An 18,301-nucleotide genomic window follows, 5' to 3' on the forward strand; every position below is an offset into this window, starting at 1 on the left:
CTTACTGTAATGGGGCCGCCCACCGATCGAGAGCGTAGCCCCGACCCTGGGCTGTTCTGATCAAATTTGGACCGTGCCGCGCCAAAGCACGCCGTATATGGCCGATATGAATGTCGACCGTGCGTGGCTCGACGATAGCTCCCTGACCCCATACTGCGTCGATGAGGTCCTGCCTGCTCCAGACAATTTCAGGCTTTTGCATGAGCGCTTCAAGCAAACGAAACTGCAACGGCGTGAGTTTGACGCGATGCCCGTTGCGAAACACCCGAACCTGCGAACGGTTCAGCAACAGGTCGCAATAGGTCAAAACAACTCTCGTGGCATCCGTAGTCGCGATATTGCCTCGGTATTTTTGGAGAAATCCCAGCAAAAGAAGGGGATCGAACGGAGGGTTCAGGACCAGATCGAAACGTTCATTGATTTGATGTCCAGTATCGATGCCACTCCTGTTCAGTATAACCAACGCGAGACTTGGAATCCGTTCCCCAAGGTGAAGAAACTCGGAAAGCTCAGCCTCGCTGCCGTCCCATATCAAGACACCCGGATTCCGTTCGGCGCCGATCTTGGCAGTCGTCAAATCTTTGAGCTGTGATGCGAGTTCCGAATCGAACCCTTCAACCGAGAGTAGATGACGAAGCATCAGAAACAATTGCGCGTCTGATGTTTTTATCAGAACCTTCGACATAACATTCATCGTCCCGTTGAAGCACTATTAAAGCGAAACGTATTCTCCCCCGTTTACATCGATCGTGGCACCATTGACGAAGCCAGCGCTTTCCGACGCCAGGAAAGCGATCAAAGCTGTTACATCGTCAGGGCTTCCCAAGCGGCCCACCGGAATGCGCGAAAGGGCATCTCGATTTGAATCGGAATCCACTGGGCTAGTCATTCCGGTTACGATATGTCCCGGCGCAACCATATTGGCCGTAACTCCTGTCCCGCCAAGCGTGGACACGAGAGAACGAAGGCAACCCGATAGCGCAGCTTTTGATGCGGTATAAGCGCTGCCAGCGAGTCTGGGTACCGCCCTGCTAGCAATAGAACCAACCAAAACGATTCTACCGAAGCGCCGTTTAATCAGATCCGGCAAAATACATTGGCAACAAAGGACGTGTCCGATCAAATTGGTTGAAAGGACTGTGTTCCATTCCTCAATCGTTGTCTCGACAAACGCTGCAGCTTTGCCATCTTTTGCTTTGGGTGATACGCCAGCATTACAGATCAGAGTGTCTGGCGAACCCCAATGGCCTCGCACGGTATCGAAAAAGCCGATAATTGCTGTCGGTTCAGTTATGTCTACACACCGATATAAGATTGCATCTTTCCCGAATTGCGAAATGAGCAACTCTCCAGCCGCCGAAACTCGCTGTCGCGTCTGCCCGAAAAACGCTACTTTGTACCCTTCACTGGCCAATTGTCTGACCGTTGACAGCCCAATGCCTGAGCTGCCCCCGGTAACAACTGCTATACGCTCACGTGCTCCAGCCGTCATGCTGCCTGATCCATTGCCGCAAAAAGAGAAAGCGGAGGATGAGCGTCGGGATCGGTAATCACTTCAATGAGCGACGGTTTACCGCTTTCAATGCTCAGACGCAGCTGCTGCGAGAAGTCAGCAGCATTATCGACAGTGGCAGATCGACATCCGCATGCTGAAGCGATCGCTGCGTGATCGACCGGAGCAAAATGGCACGCCGTGGTATACCGCCCGAATTTTACGGTTTCAGCATCTTTCTGGAAGCCCAACACGCCATTGTTCAGAAGAACAACGGTGACAGGTAACTGCATACGTATCATCGTTTCCAGTTCGGCCCAGCTATGTGCAAATCCGCCGTCCCCTACGATGGCAACCACTGGGTTATCAGGATGGGCAACCTTTACCCCCATCGCAAGCGGTAAACCCCATCCAAGGCCAGCAAGCCCTCGCGGTGTAATGAATCTTCTGCCCACCTTGCGACAGCGAAGCTGACCTACGACCCACATGGACGAATAGCTCGCATCTGCCACGACCGTTACGTCATGCTCGAGCCAGGGCTGCAATTCCTGCATAACGCGCTCAGGCCTCATCGTGGCTGAGCGATCCTCAAGAACCGGTCCGCGAGCTTCGTCATATTCCGCCCAGAAACCCGCAATTCTCTTCTCGTAAGCGAGGCGGGACATGTCGCGCCGAAGGAAGTCTCGCTTCGACAACGCTTCGCATAGGGCCGTTAGCGTTTCGTGCGCATCGCCATGCAAACGCAGCGCCTCGTAGTTGCGCCCGATCTCACCGGGGTCGATGTCAATCTGGATGATTTTCGCTGAAGGAGGAATCTGCTGCCAATTGTCGGTTCCGTTCTGATTAGTGCGTGTTCCGGCAAGGATAACCAGATCTGCTTCCTTCATCAGTTGGCCACTGTAGAAACCCAACGATCTTGGGCCAGTCAGCGCTCCCAGAACGCCAGCAGACAGAGGATGGAATTCGTCAACTGCCCCTTTGCCCATATTGGTCGTGAACACGGGAAGGGAGGCTACTTCCTGAAGGCGAGCCAATGCTGCCGCTGCGCCACCGGCGTGAATACCGCCGCCAGCCAATACAACGGGGTTGCTCGCGTCAGCAATAGTATCCGCCGCAGTCTGAATGAGATCGTCCGATGGACGAAACCTGTCAAGCGGCCAGTAGCCAAGGCAAGCAGTTCTCGGCTTACCGCTCTTCGGAGCCGGGCTGCGCAGCAGGTCCGCCGGCAACAAAAGCGCAACCGGTCCCGCTCGCCCACTTGTCGCGGCGGTAAAAGCTGCATCGATGTAGTCATCGACGCGCTCGGCCACATTAAGTCGACGGACCCATTTCGTGCAGGACTGGAAGAGGGCAATTTGATCGATATCCTGAAAGGCGTTCTTGTCCGTTTGGTTCCGTTCGACATCCTGCACAAGTGCGACAACTGGGATGCTCGCTTTCAGAGCTTCGGCTAGTGGTGGAACCAGCAACGTAGCCGCAGGACCGTTCTGTGCCGCGACGACCCCCACCTTGCCAGAAACACGGGCATAACCGTCCGCCATCGCTCCGCCCATATTTTCCTGACGATAGGCGATCTGGCGAATTCCGCAGGCTTCGGCCGCAAGAATAACAGCGGAGGGCAGACTTTGTGCGAAGATCACCTCGACGCCATGGCGGACTAGTGCTTGAGCGATACGATCAGCAACGCTGTCTGTAATTGCGGCATGTTTCATGGATGGTCCTCCCGAACGGGGTTTTGTACAAGGAAATTATCAAAAAGCGAGGCAATGAGCTCGACTTCTGTGTTGCCCATCGGGGTCGATAGGCTGGCTGCCGCTCCAAAGGGCAACAGCACGCCATTCCGGGCGAAATACCGTGTGAGTTCTCGCATGCGTAAGGCCTGATCAGCCGACATGATCGAAGCGCGGTAATCAGTCGGCGCTTCACGTTTTGGATGAATGCGGAAGAGGGAGGCGGCTCCGGTGATCGAAAAGGGAGCCTGTCGCGACTGAGCGATCTGCGAAAGACGTGAGCGTAAAGCATCTCCCAATTCTTCGAGTCGTACGAAGGCATCGGGTGTCAATGCATTCATGGCAGCAAGACCAGCCGCCATGGAGACCGGGTTAGCGGAGAATGTCCCACCTTGCGAAACAGGCGGCTTGCCGTCCCGTTTTTCGAAGACCGACATGACTTCGGCGCGCCCGCCGATGGCTCCAATTGGAAAACCGCCCCCGATGATCTTGCCGGTTGCTATCAGATCGGGACCAAGACCGTAGCGGTCCGAAGCACCCGTATAACCTTGCCTGATATTCAACACCTCATCGGCGATCAGCAGAATGCCATGTTTTTGCGCGAAAGTTGTCAGTGCCCCAATAAACCCCTCGTCTGGCGCAAATAGCCCGGCCCGGCTTGGCATAGGATCAATCAAAATACCGGCGATCCGATGCACGTGGCTCTCGAGTTTCGAACTGATCTCCTCCTTGTCATTGAACTGGAGGACAATGACATCGTCGCCAAGGCTGGTCGGCGCACCACGATATCCAGGCCGCGCAACGCTTCGACCCGACTCGTTGGTGGGATAGGTGCCGGTTTGCCCCGTTTCAGCCCAATCGTACCCCCCGTGATAAGCTCCCTCAAAGCGAACAATCGCAGAGCGGCCTGTGAACGCTCGCGCGGCCTTGATTGCAAACATGACCGCTTCGGTCCCGCTGTTGACGAAGCGAACCTTTTCCATTGCCGGGATACGGGAGATCAGCAATTCAGCCAGTGCGACCTCGTGTTCCGTCGGATTGGAAAAACAGGTCCCGTTACGCAAAAGCCGCGCAACAACTTCCGCAACCGGTTCGAAACCGTGTCCGTGAATTAGCGTGGTGAAGTTGTTGTTCAGGTCCAGAAGACGGTTATCGTCCACATCAACCAGATAGGCGCCATCACCACGTTCAATGTAAATCGGTATTGGATCGATATCGATCGTGACGCGTGACACACCCTGCGGTAAAACCCGCAGGCTGCGGGCGTAAAGGCGTGACGATTCCGTACTGAGCACCGGAACGTCACGGTGTATTTTCGGATTGGGTATCATTGATTGGGCCTTTTAAACGCACATCAGCTAACGCTTTTGCGTTGCCTTCACAATTTTGTTGCAACAAAAATGCGAAAGGTCAAGTCCATACAACAAAAATCTATCTAATCGCGGAGCGCGCTCGCGCCGCCTGGCGCAAGCGCCGATAGCCATCCCGAATATCGTTCTCGAAGGCGGCGCGCAAGGAAGCGCCATCCTTGTCCTCCAGCGATTCAATGGCTATCTGGTGGTTTCGTACCCCATTTTTTTCTTCGGCAAACTCCGGATAGAGATCGTAAAGAGATGGGCCAACCCTGAGCCAGGTCCCTTCGATCATGGATAAAAGCCGAGGCATTCCGGCCATTCCATAAACATGAAAATGGAAATCCTTGTTGTGCCGCAAAACCGTATCATAAGCGCGCCGGTCCAGCGCGTCGTTTATATAACTCTGAATATCCTTAAGTTTTTCAATGTCTTCATCGGTAACCGAGTTTACTGCAAGCTGTGCTGCCAGCCCTTCCAGGGCAAGCCGAATAAGCGTGATCTCGCGCAGGCTGTCTTCGTTTAAAACCGGCACGATTACGGTTTTTGGTCCCGAATAGACCAATGCGCCTTCACCGGTGAGACGGTTGATCGCGTCCCGCGCAGGAGTGGAGCTGAATCCGAGATCCTCGGCTACGGCTCGGACTGTAAGCTTCTTGCCAGGCTTGTATTCACCGCGTATCAGCCGCTCTTTCATTTCGCGGTACGCTACATCGCCAAGACTTGGTGCCTGACCCTCATTGGTGAGGTCCGACAATTTTGTTGTGCTCATTTTAAGCCGCAATCCCTGTTGACATATCAGAATTATGATGCAACAAAAAGACCATGTAAAGTTTTTGCAAAGATTTTGTCGCGTCATTCTAGGTTTTAGCAGCGCGTACTCATGGAGTCACGTGGTTGCTGGATAGGCACGCCTATGCGTCTGGAACGTCAATGATGCTTTTTGCGTCGAGACCGAATGCACGGGCACAGATTCCACGTGGTTTCCGGAGGAGAAAAGATTGATCGGTCAAAAATTAATGCTTGCCGGAGTTCAGAAAAGATTTGGTGAAACCTGGGCTATCCGTGAAACCACGCTCGATATCCGGGCAGGCGAGTTCGTTTCCATCATTGGACCGTCCGGTTCCGGTAAAACGACCTTGCTCACCATGATCGCCGGCTTCGAACAACCGACGAACGGCAGAATTCTGGTGGGCGGCACAGATATAACCACGCTCCCGCCCAATCGGCGTAATATCGGTATGGTGTTCCAGAAATATGCGCTGTTCCCCCATCTGACGGTTCGGCAGAACATTGCGTTTCCACTGAAAATGCGTCGACTAGGTTCGAAGAAAGAGATCCAGACACGCGTCGATGAGATGCTTGAACTGATCCGTCTCAATGACTTCGCGGACCGTTATCCGAACCAGTTGTCCGGTGGACAACAACAGCGTGTGGCCGTCGCCCGTGCGTTAGTTTTTTCTCCTCCCGTCATCTTGATGGATGAACCGCTCGGTGCCCTCGACAAGAAATTGCGAGAGGCAATGCAGTTTGAGATCAAGCGCATTCAGGAATATCTCGGTGCGACAGTAATCTACGTCACTCACGACCAGGAAGAGGCGTTGACCATGTCCGACCGCATCGTGGTAATGCATGATGGCTGCGTCCAGCAGGTTGGTACTCCGTCAGAACTCTATAATGAACCGAACGGCACCTTCGTTGCTGACTTTATTGGCTCTATCAATTTTATTCCGGCAACTTATCGCGGCAATGAAAACGGCAAGTGCATTCTTGATATCTCAGAGGGTGTTGCTGTGGAGGTGGATCCACGACTTCATCCCCAAATGGCACACAAATCTATCGGTTCCGATATCAGGATGGCAATGAGGCCGGAACATGTTCGTATCTCTTCCGATCAGAGTGGGGGACAACTGTCCGGTACGATCGAGGCGTCCGTCTTCATCGGTTCGAGCACTGTCGTCTTGGTCCGACTTGACGCCTTTCCAAATATCGACCTTCGTGTCCAATTACCTGCAACGGCATCTTCACCGGCGTTGCAAAGGAATAGCCGCGTCGGTGTAAGCTTTGATACCGTCTCACTCCTGATTTTCGACCTTGAGACGAGGTTGGCGGCATGAGTTCCTCGTTTTCCAGTCTCGGCACATTCCTTCGGGGAAAATCCGCACGCCAATACCCTCCTCTAACATCATGGCTTCTGGTGTTACCATTGTTATTTCTATTGGTCGTTGGCTTTATGTATCCGATCAGTAGACTCATCGCGCTCAGTTTTTCGGACGACGCGATAAGCTATGGACGCATCGTAGAGCGAAGTCTTTATCTCGATGTCCTGGCTTCCACAGTCGGCGTTGCGGTCGCTGTGACGGCCATTGGCTGCGTGCTCGGCTTTCCTGTTGCTCTGGTCATGACAAGAGCGGGACAGGTTGCCCGGATTATAGCGGCGATTTGTGTCTTCATTCCGCTTTGGACTTCGGTTTTAGTTCGCTCCTATGCATGGATTGTCCTGTTGCAGCGAAACGGGATTGTGAATGGGGTTCTCAGCGCTCTCGGTTTGACCGAGCAGCCCCTCAAGCTTCTTTACACGCAAGGAGCGGTGACGCTGGCGATGGCACATGTTCTGATGCCTTTCGTTGTGTTGCCCATTTATGCGGCGCTCAAAGCTATACCCAAGGACCTCGATCGAGCTGCTCTTAACCTTGGCGCAAGTCCGTGGAAGGCTTTCTTCGTCGTCACGTTTCCTTTGTGTCTTCCCGGGATATTTGCCGGTGCCACATTGTGCTTTGTTTTGGCGCTCGGTTTTTACATAACGCCCGCTCTGGTTGGAGGGCCGGATTCGATGTTGATGGCAACGCTGATCGGTCAGGAGACAACTGTGACACTCGATTGGCCCTTCGCTGCTGCTCTTTCTACCGTGTTGCTCGGCATGACAATTATTTTTGTCGCATGCTTCCGGCGAGTACTGGCGCTCAATAAGGGGTTCGCAAGTGTTCATTAATCAGTTCTCTACAATCAGTTCGAGCCGGGAGATCGGGACTTCAAGAATGTCACTGAAGGGAGGGCGCATGGGTAATCTCGCCTGGAAACTGTTCGCGGCCTTCTTCGTGAGCATCGTATTGTTGTTTCTCATTCTACCCACATTGATCATAGTTCCAATGTCGTTCAGCCAGACGGATTATCTGCAATTCCCGCCGCAAGGTTTGTCGTTCAGATGGTACGCGGCTTATTTCGGCGATCCTGACTGGATGGCGTCAACATGGTTCAGCCTGAAAATCGCCTTGGCGACAGCCGTGACTTCCACCGTTGTGGGAACCATGGCGGCTCTCGCCTTTGTCAGAGGCGAGCTACCCTTCAAAGGGGTGTTCCACGTACTGACGATCGGCCCGATGATCGTTCCGCATATTGTACTGGGTGTCGCCCTCTATCTGGTTTTTGCACCGCATCAATTGACTGGAACCTTTTCAGGATTTCTGGTCAGTCACACGGTCTTGTCGGTTCCATTCGTGATGATTACCGTAGTCGCGGCTCTGCAGCGTTTTGATCCAGCGTTGGAGCTTGCCGCCCTGAACTGCGGAGCAGGGCGTGGCAGAGCGTTTTTCCACATCACTTTGCCGATAATCGCACCAAGTATCGGAGCCGGATTCGTCTTCGCCTTTCTGGCCTCATTTGATGAGGCCACTGTCGCGTTCTTCATTTCGGACATCAGCGGCAAGCCGATCGGCAGAAAAATGTTTGAAGACATAGATTTTAATCTGACACCAACCATTGCAGCCGCCTCCACCATGGTTGTCCTGGTGTCAATGTGCCTTATTGCACTGTCGTTCGTACTGTCACGTTCCAAGCAAAACTGAAAAAAGGGGAGATAATTATGACACTTCATAAAGTGGCCGAATGCGCCCGCCGATCCATGGCCGTCGCGACGATAACGCTTGCGATAAGTGGTTACCCCGGCGCGACATCGGCTAGCGAGGTCGTGATCGCATCGACGGGAGGGGTGTACGATCGCGCACTAAAGGAGGCCTGGTTCGATCCATTTACAGCGCAGACGGGGATCCGCGTAAAAATTGTATCCGCAACCAATTCGGAGATGCGGGCGAAAGCCTCAGCAATGGTCAAAGCCGGAAACGTCTCATGGGATCTTTATCTCGATGGAGAAATCCAATCGGAATCGGAAGCTCACCGACTCGTAACCGAAGATCTCAGCGAGTTTTGTAAGGCATTCGCCAAACGGCCCGATTTGGCGGCGAACGCTTGTGCGCCAGGCGGTGCTTTGCTCCAGTCGACCGCAACGTTGCTCGTCTACCGAAAAGAAAAGAAAGACCAGCGGGAACCGCGGACATGGGCTGATATGTGGAATACAGCCGAGTTTCCTGGAGGTCGAGCATTCCCGAATTTTGATGATCCCTGGCGCGTATTGGCTGCAGCCTTGCTTGCTGACGGTGTGACACGTGACGAACTTTTCCCACTCGATATCGACCGAGCATTCAAAAAGCTGGATGAAATCCGTCCCGCCGTCTCGTTATGGTGGAAGAGTGGCGATCAAAGTGTACAAGGATTTCGAAACAACGAATACGCGCTCGGTCAAATCTGGCTTACCCGTGCACGTGCACTGCAAACTGAAGGCCTTCAGATTGGTTGGTCCTATGAAGCATCGTTCTTGGTTGGGGATCGCATTGCGCTCGTGCGAGGAGCGCCAAATCGCGAAAATGCCCTCAAACTTATAGCTTTCTGGCTTGATAATCCGGCCGCACAGGCCAAAGCGTGCGATGTCTTGGCCTGTACGCCGCCGAGCACGGAGGCAATTGCAATGATGTCCGAGGAAACCAAGCGCTTCATGCCAACAGCAACCCAAGTTCGAGACACCGTAGTGGTTCCAGATGCCAAATGGATCAACGAGAATGCCAGGAAGTTGCTGCAGAGTTGGAATATGTGGGTTCGAGGTTGAACATTGCGATAGTACGCAAGGATACGCCGGACCGTTTCAGTGCCGGCGCCTTGATATCTTCGGAGCGCGCTGAACTGTAAATATTACCCGCACAAGTGAAAGCAGTCAGCGCGCGGTGCGGGAACAACGCACGAATGAACGCAGCCCTGAAGGATAAGCTCGAAGGTTCAAGGATGTGAAATCCCGGTGTGGTCATAACCCACGGTACGTCATGTGAAATATTTATGCATCGATTTGATATAACAAAAAAGTGAACAAAGTTTCTATCAGTTTATAAATATTCACATAAATATTGACCTTATCATAACTCTTATTAAAATTATTCATAAACTTGATAATTTATGTCGCAACATTGATATCGACGGAGAATGCTGGCCGTGAATCTTAGCGTAAAGATCTGCACACAAAACCCGCAGAACTACCTCATACTTAGTCACATTCTCAGTGTTGCCGGCTATAAAGCCGAGCCTCATGAGCCTGCAGGCTCCATCGAACTTGGCAACGGAAGCAATTCCATATGCGATATTGTTTGATACAAGCGAGAACACAGAACCCATTCTTAAGTTTTGTGCTGCTATTAAACAAAATTCCGCCACCAGAGATATAATTCTTGTAGCGCTGGCTCAGTCTTGCAATTCGCTGAATTTTCTTGATTTTTTGCAGGCTGGATTCGACGAATTTTTCCCTCATCCTTTCGTGCCCGAGCGAGTGCTGTCATTTTTACACGACCGGCAGACCACATCTTTGGAGCGCAAAACGTTAGCGTCCGATCGCCATAGCAGTGTCCATGTTGGCGAACTGAATATCCTGTCGAGCGAAAGGACCCTGAGACTCGGGGAAATGGAAATACGGTTGACACCCACCGAGTTTCGAATTTTGCGAGGGTTCATTGCCGCACCCGGCCAAGTCATGAATCGAGAGCAATTGATCAAAATCGGTTGGCCGCCGCATCATTATGTCCAGCCACGAACCGTAGACGTCCACGTCGGTAATCTGAGGCGTCAGCTATGGAAATTGACCGGAAAGAACCTTATCCGAACAGTTCATACGACCGGATACGCGTTCGAATTTTCACAATAAACTCGCAAATGATAAGAATATAAATTTTGTGAATAATATATCCGATAATTCTTCTTAAATGCTTTGTTGCGAGAAAGCATTCAGTAAGTTTTCATACCGGCACCACAATGGAGGATGTGATGCCAAAGAATTCGTTTGAATCGTCTCAAGCTCTATCTGGAACGGGTGTCCGCAACACGGCCAAGTTGATCGGTATTGCAGACTCCCATTTTGACGCTGCCCATCTTCAAGGTGTTATGGCACTTTATGCCGACCCGAGAGAAGGACGCCAGGTCCAGCTACGTGGTCGCAACGAGACCATCGTTGATTTCGTCCGGTGTTCCTATCTAGGATTGGACAACCACCCACTTATTGTCGCGGGAGCCATTGAGGCAGTTCGACAAAACGGTAGTTTGCACTGGTCGTGCGCGCGGACAAGGCTGAACTTCGCGCAGCTTGTCGAACTCGAAGAGGTGCTTTCAAAGCTCTTCGAAGCCCGCTCTATTACTTATACGACCGTTCTGGCCGCCAACATGAGCGCCCTCCCACTGGTTGCTTCTGGTCATCTGACAGGCGGTATAAAGCCGACGATGGTTTTCGATCGCTTTGCTCACGCAACCCTTGCCTACCATAAGAAAACAGTGGCCGATGAAACCGCCGTTCAAACGATTCCTCACAACGACTATGAAATGCTTGAGGACATCTGTAAGAAAAACCGAAGCGTAGCCTACATTTGCGATGGCGTTTACTCCATGGGAGGCAGCGCGCACATTGATGAATTGAAACGTTTGCAAGAAAAATACGGGTTGTTTCTCTACATTGACGATGCACACGGTATATCCATTGTCGGAAGGAAAGGGCAAGGTTATGCGAGATCCCAGTTCGATAACCTTGGAGATCGAACCATAATTGTCACATCGTTAGGGAAGGGATTTGGAGCATCTGGGGGGCTGCTGATGCTTGGAACCGCCCACCAGGAAAGTTTGTTTCGCCGTTATGCTATTGCGCACGCATTCTCAGCGTCACTCAATACTGCCGCTATTGGTGCTGGGCTAGCTTCAGCTGAAATCCATCAGTCTTCAGAGCTAGGGCAACGACAGGCCGCATTGCAGGACAATATCGCATTTTTCGACAGACTGATCCCCACAGCTCAATCGGGCTCCGCGCTGCCGATCCGCATTATCCGCATCGGCGATGAAATGACATCCATTGGGTGTGCCCAGGAGCTTTTGAAGAAAAATTTCTACGCTTCAGCTATCTTCTTTCCAACCGTAGCCAGGGGCGAAGCAGGACTACGGGTTTCCATTACCGCCAGCCATCAGGCGAATGAGATTGAGAGTTTTTGCAGCGCTGTCAAAGAGCTCCTGATCGATAATGGCTAGCCCCAACTGGCTCGATCAGGGAAACAGATTTCTATAATCATCAAGTTATCGAGAACCGGTCTGCTCCATGACACCTCACTTTCGTGACGATCAGCAGTAGTCAATCGATAATAGATTTCCTGGCTGAGAACAACGACGACGGTGCAATCAGTTTCGCGACCGTAAGCGGAGAAATGCACGTTGCACGTCGCGACGTAAGGAACCTACGGCTTCCATGATAAAAAATATCACATACACGCACAGTACCGAAACGTTCGTAACTCATCCAAATCCGGATGAGGCAGGCAAATTTCTATGCATTGAGTTCAGCGCGTGTTTGGTGTCTTTCGAAATCATTGGCCGGAACAGTGTTATCAGTTTTGGCGATGGTTACGCGTTTCTGCGGCCCGTGGCGGACGGCCTTCACGTTCGGGTGGAGGCTACGTGCCTCGTTACATTCATAGGAATCCAGTCTCTCCTTACCGTTAGCTTCGCTTTACAAAGTCCTGTGAAGGCCCGTGCATCTGGCTGCGACTGAGATCAAGCGGCGCTTTGCCTGCATCTGGGCAAGATGGTTCTCTGATTTACTGAACGATCTTCAGCCGGTTGAGTTCTTTTTGCAATATCGTGATCAAACAAGACATGGCCGCCCCCATCTGCTGCTTGCATCCGAAAGTCCAGTCTTCCTCCCAGAGTTCAGCTTCAATGCTTGCGGCATACTGGTAGCCGGTTTCGCCGCCAAATTTGCTGTTCGCTCCAGATAGTGCCCCCACGCCGAAGGGCCCTATATTGAAAACGCCACCAATGCCTGCATTGTAAAGTTCTCAGTACCCTCGACATGCCCCTCAATGGTTGTGTTACTTGTGAGGCCATCTCGCAATGTGCCGCCTCCTACGATCCGGCCATCATAATCATTCGATTCCGTGCCGTAGTATCGGCGGGCAAAGCCGGTTTCAGCGAAGAAATCCGCGAGCCCCTTCGCCAGCAAATCAGCCGAAGCATAGAACGGCGCTTCCGTCACCGTTTCAGGGCCCAGAACGTCGCGAACCACCATACGCGCTGTGCCTGCGCCAGTGACCACCGGGAGGATGGTGATCGAGAACGGCCCGGACGCAACATTGCTGATCGCACGACGGGCATTGTCGATATAGACATCGGCCGTTGACGGCACGGCCGGAGACCCCAACAGTTCAGGCAACGGCATGGTGACCAGATCGGGCCGCAGTCAAAAAGTGCGCCGGATTTACACGCCGCCCAGACGGGTCGGTCGCGTCCATGAAAGGCCACCCGTGATGAAGTCGCCAACATTATAGGTCATCAGTGTTTGCTGATCCGGAAAGGACCATCTCGTATCGAGCCGCGTCGAGCCGAACCTGTCGGCATCGGACAAACTGATCACCTGCGACGACGAGAAGACGCCATAGGGACCGAACAGGCGTCCTTCCATTAGGCCCGATACACCTTCGAACTGCGTCAGATCATACCAATCCTGTCCACCGCTGGCGTCATAGATCGTATAATTCACCAGCCTGCCGAAATTGCTCTTGGCTTTGGGCTTGTCGTCCTCTTCCTCAGACGCGACTTCCTCGCCAGACTGCGCATCAATGACACGCGCGGCGCGCTTGTTTTCTTGCGCATTGAAACGAACGATCTGGTCCTCCTTATCATAGGTGACGTTAACCCCGGAGAGCCGGTTCACGTCGATCCATCCGTCGTCCCGCGCAGCTTCCCTAGCGGGCTTGATCCCGACATTCTTGAGCTGTTCCGGCTCAATAAGAAGTGATCCGTCCGGTGTTTGACGAAACGTAGCGATCAGTGCCGATGATGCGCCATTCACATAGACCTCAAGCTGAAGCTCCAGAGGGGTATCGTCGGAAACAAGCGTCCCCGACGACGTAGGTGGCAATTCCTGCGCCGCAGCTTTCAGACATCCTGTGCAGACCGTTAGAAACGCAATCGTCAAAACCGCAAGATCGACCGCCCCGGGCGCTCGCTTGCACATTTATCGGGCCAGCTTCGCTTTGAGCTGAAATCGCCAGCGAGCCACCACCCCGACTTCCACCTGTTCCAGGAATAAACCAAGATGCACTTGATTGCCCCAGAACATATCCAACAAGGCCTTTCCGCTGTGCGACGGCACGACCGCCCGCACCCTGCAATGCAAGGTCGAAGACACGCAGACGCTTGTTTCCTGTGTTGTTAACGGTCACCCGATATCCGCCCGATTGACGCTGGACGCTCCATGACGGGTTCGCATCCGGCGTACCGGGTTGCGAAAAGAAAACCGGAATGGAATGACGGATCACCAGATTGAGTGTGCCGGATCGTCGCTGCGCAATATAAGGAAATTCATCGACAATCAGCCGGTAGCTTTCTTCCGCCTTGACCGGACTTTTCGACGTGCGAACGATACGCACGATGTTTTCGCTGCCCGGTTTCAGCTGCGATATGGGCGGGCTGACGACGACATCGGTTGCTTCCGCGTAAGTGTCCGCTCCGTTGCTCTGACTCCAGCGGTATATTCTGGCCTGAACATTGATAGGCCGTTTAGCATCGTTCCAGATGCGAATGTTTGAAGCCGCGGTCTGCGCGCTCAGATCGATGATGACCCCGAACGCGCCCTTTCCGGTCCTTTAGGAGAAATATCATCGGACGGTATTGGTTCCTTGCTCTCCGCTATTTTGAGGGCTTACTCCATAATAATAAGGCGTTGCAAATATAAATCCCAAGATGACACCAATAGCTAGAATTAGGAACAGTACGGACTTGCGCATTCATTTCTCCTTGGCTGAAGCAGAATAACGAACGGCTTTCCTTGATGTTCCCTTCCTGCAGCTGGCTTCTTCGAGAGAGCCGGGCAGAGGTTAGCGGTTGCCCTGGTTCGCTTCTGAATGGACGCGCTCGGCAACTAATCTTCGGTGGATTTATAATCGTCGGGAGGAGCATCAAACTTGAAGACATTGCAAGCTTCCCAGTTATCACATGTGAGGCGAATGCGTTCATAAGCTAACCACAACCGCATGTCGGCAAACTTTCCAAGGAAGAGTTCAGATACGTTGGTGCCTAACCGCGCGCGGCTTTTCCGCTGTGTATCTTCAGCTTGAGACGCACTTTCTTCATATTTCGGAAGACTGCGACCCCATCAAAATTCAAGTCGAGCCAAAAAGTCGTCCTTCCCCCTGCAACTGCCGTAAGGGCGCGGAAAACTCTGCATTGAAGCCTTCGGGTCTAAATTCAGACCTAACTTCCCCGGAGCCTAGCAGACCCATTCTTATGAGCTTGGAGCCAAATCCTGTTTTTGTCGGTTGAGTAACGAGCGGGCCACCGACTTCGGTCCAATTCATTGAAAAAACCGGATCAACTCGTTTCTTGGATACAGCAATATTCAATTGCACCTGTCCGGAATCATTGGAAAGCGCTCCATATTTGATCGCATTGGTCGTCAGTTCGTGAATCAAAAGCGAAAGGGTAGACGCGCCCTTCGGACCGATCATTACATCGGGCCCACTCATGTGAACGCGCTCGGCAACAGCCAGCGCTGTTGTTATTCCAGACACGATTTGACGCAATGAACCTTCTGAGCTTTTACCAAGCCGAAGAACATCATGAGCATTGCCCAACGCAAACAGCCGCTTAGTAAAAGTGTTGATGACCTCTTCGTCGGCATTATTGTTGAATGTCTGGCTCGCAATTGCAGATACCACACTGAATGTATTCTTGATGCGATGAGCGAGTTCGGCATTTAGAATCTTGGCGTGTTTTTCGGATTCCACCTTTTCGGTAGTTTCGATGACTGTATCGATCATCCCGCCAACACGCCCTTGCTCGTCAAAGATCGGGCTGTAGCAGAAAGTAAAGTAGCACTGTTCATCATAACCGTGTCGATCGATCACGAGAGGGTAGTCTTCGATAAACGTCGCTTCGCCAGCATAAGCTTTCTGGACCATCGGCAGCAGTTCATCCCAGACTTCAAACCAAATATCGCGAAAGGATGCTCCCATGCAGTTCTCTTTCTCACCGAGAATAGGCCTGAAAGCGTCGTTATAAATCGTCGTATATTCCGGACCCCAAATGATTGCTTTGGGAAATTGTGAAGCCAGCATCATCTGCACCGCAGTGAACAGAGGCGCTGGCCAATTCCCAGGCACTCCGATCGGTTTCCGACTCCAATCCAGCGACCGGATTTCATCAGCCGACTGACCACGTCCATGCAGAAAAAGCACAGCACTATCCATAGTTTATTCCAATTTTTATGAGGACGTTGCGTCGGCAGTACTCAACGCTTCTATTCGATTTGGCTAATAAAAGCGAGAGTTAATCGATGTTTCAACACTCCGGCTGGCTCGTTATCCGCCAGGATGATGCAGACCGAACGGGCGAGGGTGGTGACCACGACAAAATCGTCTACAATCCGTTGGACTGCTGACTTCGCGAGCTGCCGTATTGTTTGCCGACGCCGCGCGCAGCCTGCGCATCTGGTGAGGCTGGTCGACAGTAGGTGTGGCGCCTTCTTGCGCAACTCATCCAGAGTTCTTCGCCGCGTGGTGGGGGCAAATGGATCGGGGTATATTATTAAACGCCCCTGTTTTATCTGGCGCGTTTCTTATCTCAGATAGTGGATATGTGGGCGCCCGCTGAACGGAGAAGTTTCCACGCGCGCTTCAATCGAGAAGACTTGCTTCAGAATAGTCTCGTTGATGACCTCTTCCGGTGTCCCCGAAGTCACGATCTTTCCAGATAGCATAATGATCAATTCATCGCAAAACATGGCGGCATGATTAAGGTCGTGCAGTGCAATGATACTCGTGATTGGTAACCCTGAAACCAGCTTTAACAAGCTCATCTGGTGCTGAATATCCAGATGATTGGTTGGTTCATCAAAGATGAGCTCTTTCGGCGTCTGGGCCAAAGCCCTTGCAATATGCGTGCGCTGTTTTTCGCCACCTGACAGACTTTGCCACGTGTCGTTTTTCTTGGCCGTCATACCGGTGCGTTCAATTGCATCTTGAACGGCTCCTTCATCCGCGCCTGTCCAGCCCGAGAACATCGATCTGTGTGGAAAACGCCCAAGTCTTACAATGTCCAGGACTTTCAGACCAGCGTTTGTCGTGGCGTGTTGTTCAACAAAAGCCACACGCTGCGCGACGCTACGCCGGGCAACTGTATTGATATCTTTTTCGTCAAGCAGGACATGCCCGGAATGGGGGCGTTTTAAGCCCGCGATCAGACGCAGCAGGGATGTTTTTCCCAGAACCGTTTGGTCCTAAAAGCCCCAGCATCTTTCCAGGCTTTGCCTCGAAAGACACGTCGTCGATTATCGTTTTCTTGCCAATTTTCCAGACAAGATTTTCGGCTCTGATCGTCATGATGGGCGCTGAAAACGGTATAGAATGATCGAGAAGAAAGGCACGCCGACAAGTGCTGTCACCACACCGATGGGGAGGACCTGTTGCGGTATCAACGCGCGTGAGGCGATATCGGCCAACACCATGAAGATTGCACCGACGATCGCGCAGGCGGGCAACAACCTTATGTGTAGCGGACCGACGATGAAGCGTGCGGCATGAGGGACAACGAGCCCGACGAAGCCTATCGAACCGACCATGCTGACGATAGTGGCTGTCATCATTGCTGTGAGCGCAAAGAGAACAATGCGCGCACGGGCCACATTAACGCCGAGCGATGAGGCGGCTTCATCGCCAAAAGCGAAAGCATCCAGAACATGGGCATAGAGAAGGCAGGCGATAAGACCGAAGGTGATGACCACCGACACCAGCGTGAATTCTGGCCAGCGAACGCCACCGAAGCTGCCAAGGAGCCAGAACATCACGTCACGAGCCTGCTGCGCATTGCCGGATGTGGTGACGATATACGAGGTCGCAGCGTTGAAAAGCTGTGAAGCCGCTACGCCCGCCAGAATGGTGCGATCCGCACCGCCCCTTGTTCCATTGGAGAGGAGCGCAACAAAGAAGAAGGCCGCAAACGCGCCAACGAATGCGCCTGCTGATAATGAAACTGCGCCAGCACCGATGCCAAGGATGACAACTGTTACAGCACCGGTCGATGCTCCCGCCGAAATACCCAGAACATAGGGTTCAGCCAGCGGATTGCGCAAAAGCGATTGCATGATCGCGCCTGAAAGCGCGAGACCCGCACCACAAAATGCCGCCACCAACGCGCGGCTGAGGCGGTAATCCCAGATGACCGTTTCATGAATGCGATTGAGCTCGACGGAACTCCATCCAAGACGATTGGTTATCGCTGCAAACGTTGTCGATAAAGGGATCGGCAGATCTCCGATCCCGACACTGATACCCACCACCAATCCGATTGCAACAAGCGACGCCAACAGCATCATGCTGAAGGCG

General features: G+C 52.6%; 17 protein-coding genes and 1 pseudogene. 6 read left to right on the forward strand and 12 right to left on the reverse strand.

Annotation, left to right across the window (positions count from 1 at the left end):
• Position 1: 1 nt before the first annotated feature.
• The 5 genes from HWD97_RS04440 to HWD97_RS04460 all read right to left on the reverse strand — a co-directional run bounded on the left by HWD97_RS04440 (position 2) and on the right by HWD97_RS04460 (position 5,346).
• Positions 2-202, reverse strand: a complete 201-nt coding sequence (locus HWD97_RS04440) for a winged helix-turn-helix domain-containing protein (RefSeq protein WP_235859076.1) — start codon at positions 200-202, stop codon at positions 2-4.
• A 510-nt stretch (positions 203-712) separates the two neighbouring features.
• On the reverse strand, positions 713-1,492 hold the full coding sequence (gene fabG / locus HWD97_RS04445; RefSeq protein ID WP_121539644.1) for a 3-oxoacyl-ACP reductase FabG: 780 nt from the start codon (positions 1,490-1,492) through the stop codon (positions 713-715).
• Positions 1,489-3,204, reverse strand: coding sequence for an acetolactate synthase catalytic subunit (locus HWD97_RS04450; RefSeq protein ID WP_121539643.1), 1,716 nt, complete (start codon positions 3,202-3,204; stop codon positions 1,489-1,491). Before HWD97_RS04450 ends, fabG begins: the two co-directional genes overlap by 4 nt.
• Positions 3,201-4,553 carry an aspartate aminotransferase family protein gene (locus HWD97_RS04455; protein WP_167836182.1) on the reverse strand — a complete coding sequence of 451 codons (1,353 nt, stop codon included), beginning with the start codon at positions 4,551-4,553 and terminating at the stop codon, positions 3,201-3,203. Before HWD97_RS04455 ends, HWD97_RS04450 begins: the two co-directional genes overlap by 4 nt.
• A 100-nt stretch (positions 4,554-4,653) precedes the next feature.
• Positions 4,654-5,346 (reverse strand): GntR family transcriptional regulator, encoded by a 693-nt coding sequence (locus tag HWD97_RS04460; protein ID WP_121539642.1) that lies wholly within the window; start codon positions 5,344-5,346, stop codon positions 4,654-4,656.
• A gap of 229 nt (positions 5,347-5,575) precedes the next feature.
• On the opposite strand from HWD97_RS04460, the gene HWD97_RS04465 reads away from it, so the two are divergent.
• The 6 genes from HWD97_RS04465 to HWD97_RS04490 all read left to right on the forward strand — a co-directional run bounded on the left by HWD97_RS04465 (position 5,576) and on the right by HWD97_RS04490 (position 11,954).
• Positions 5,576-6,691, forward strand: coding sequence for an ABC transporter ATP-binding protein (locus HWD97_RS04465; protein ID WP_121539641.1), 1,116 nt, complete (start codon positions 5,576-5,578; stop codon positions 6,689-6,691).
• On the forward strand, positions 6,688-7,566 hold the full coding sequence (locus tag HWD97_RS04470; RefSeq protein WP_121539640.1) for an ABC transporter permease: 879 nt from the start codon (positions 6,688-6,690) through the stop codon (positions 7,564-7,566). Before HWD97_RS04465 ends, HWD97_RS04470 begins: the two co-directional genes overlap by 4 nt.
• Before the next feature lie 67 nt (positions 7,567-7,633).
• Positions 7,634-8,419 carry an ABC transporter permease gene (locus tag HWD97_RS04475; RefSeq protein ID WP_121539648.1) on the forward strand — a complete coding sequence of 262 codons (786 nt, stop codon included), beginning with the start codon at positions 7,634-7,636 and terminating at the stop codon, positions 8,417-8,419.
• A gap of 56 nt (positions 8,420-8,475) precedes the next feature.
• A complete protein-coding gene (locus tag HWD97_RS04480; protein ID WP_235859075.1) occupies positions 8,476-9,513 on the forward strand; it encodes an ABC transporter substrate-binding protein in 1,038 nt (345 codons plus the stop codon).
• A 471-nt stretch (positions 9,514-9,984) separates the two neighbouring features.
• Entirely contained in the window at positions 9,985-10,593 is a 609-nt protein-coding gene (locus HWD97_RS04485) for a winged helix-turn-helix domain-containing protein (RefSeq protein WP_371834787.1), read from the forward strand.
• Between the two features lie 119 nt (positions 10,594-10,712).
• A complete protein-coding gene (locus HWD97_RS04490) occupies positions 10,713-11,954 on the forward strand; it encodes an aminotransferase class I/II-fold pyridoxal phosphate-dependent enzyme (protein WP_167836181.1) in 1,242 nt (413 codons plus the stop codon).
• A 563-nt stretch (positions 11,955-12,517) separates the two neighbouring features.
• Here HWD97_RS04490 and HWD97_RS04495 read toward each other — a convergent pair.
• The 7 genes and pseudogenes from HWD97_RS04495 to HWD97_RS04525 all read right to left on the reverse strand — a co-directional run bounded on the left by HWD97_RS04495 (position 12,518) and on the right by HWD97_RS04525 (position 18,291).
• Positions 12,518-12,706: a hypothetical protein gene (locus HWD97_RS04495; RefSeq protein ID WP_371834788.1), complete on the reverse strand. Its 189-nt coding sequence runs from the start codon at positions 12,704-12,706 to the stop codon at positions 12,518-12,520.
• 11 nt (positions 12,707-12,717) lie between these two features.
• Complete coding sequence (locus HWD97_RS04500) at positions 12,718-13,104, reverse strand: hypothetical protein (protein ID WP_167836180.1); 387 nt, start codon at positions 13,102-13,104, stop codon at positions 12,718-12,720.
• A gap of 72 nt (positions 13,105-13,176) precedes the next feature.
• A complete protein-coding gene (locus tag HWD97_RS04505) occupies positions 13,177-13,839 on the reverse strand; it encodes a hypothetical protein (protein ID WP_319080498.1) in 663 nt (220 codons plus the stop codon).
• Entirely contained in the window at positions 13,778-14,539 is a 762-nt protein-coding gene (locus tag HWD97_RS04510) for a molecular chaperone (RefSeq protein ID WP_371834833.1), read from the reverse strand. The genes HWD97_RS04505 and HWD97_RS04510 overlap by 62 nt, the downstream gene beginning before the upstream one ends.
• Before the next feature lie 543 nt (positions 14,540-15,082).
• Positions 15,083-16,168 (reverse strand): sensor histidine kinase, encoded by a 1,086-nt coding sequence (locus HWD97_RS04515; protein WP_371834789.1) that lies wholly within the window; start codon positions 16,166-16,168, stop codon positions 15,083-15,085.
• A gap of 368 nt (positions 16,169-16,536) precedes the next feature.
• Positions 16,537-17,299 (reverse strand): annotated as a pseudogene (locus HWD97_RS04520) (ABC transporter ATP-binding protein).
• Complete coding sequence (locus HWD97_RS04525) at positions 17,296-18,291, reverse strand: iron ABC transporter permease (RefSeq protein ID WP_124916183.1); 996 nt, start codon at positions 18,289-18,291, stop codon at positions 17,296-17,298. Before HWD97_RS04525 ends, HWD97_RS04520 begins: the two are co-directional and overlap by 4 nt.
• Positions 18,292-18,301: the final 10 nt, after the last annotated feature.

The organism is Ochrobactrum sp. C6C9, assembly GCF_022627935.1.
Lineage (GTDB): Bacteria > Pseudomonadota > Alphaproteobacteria > Rhizobiales > Rhizobiaceae > Brucella > Brucella teleogrylli.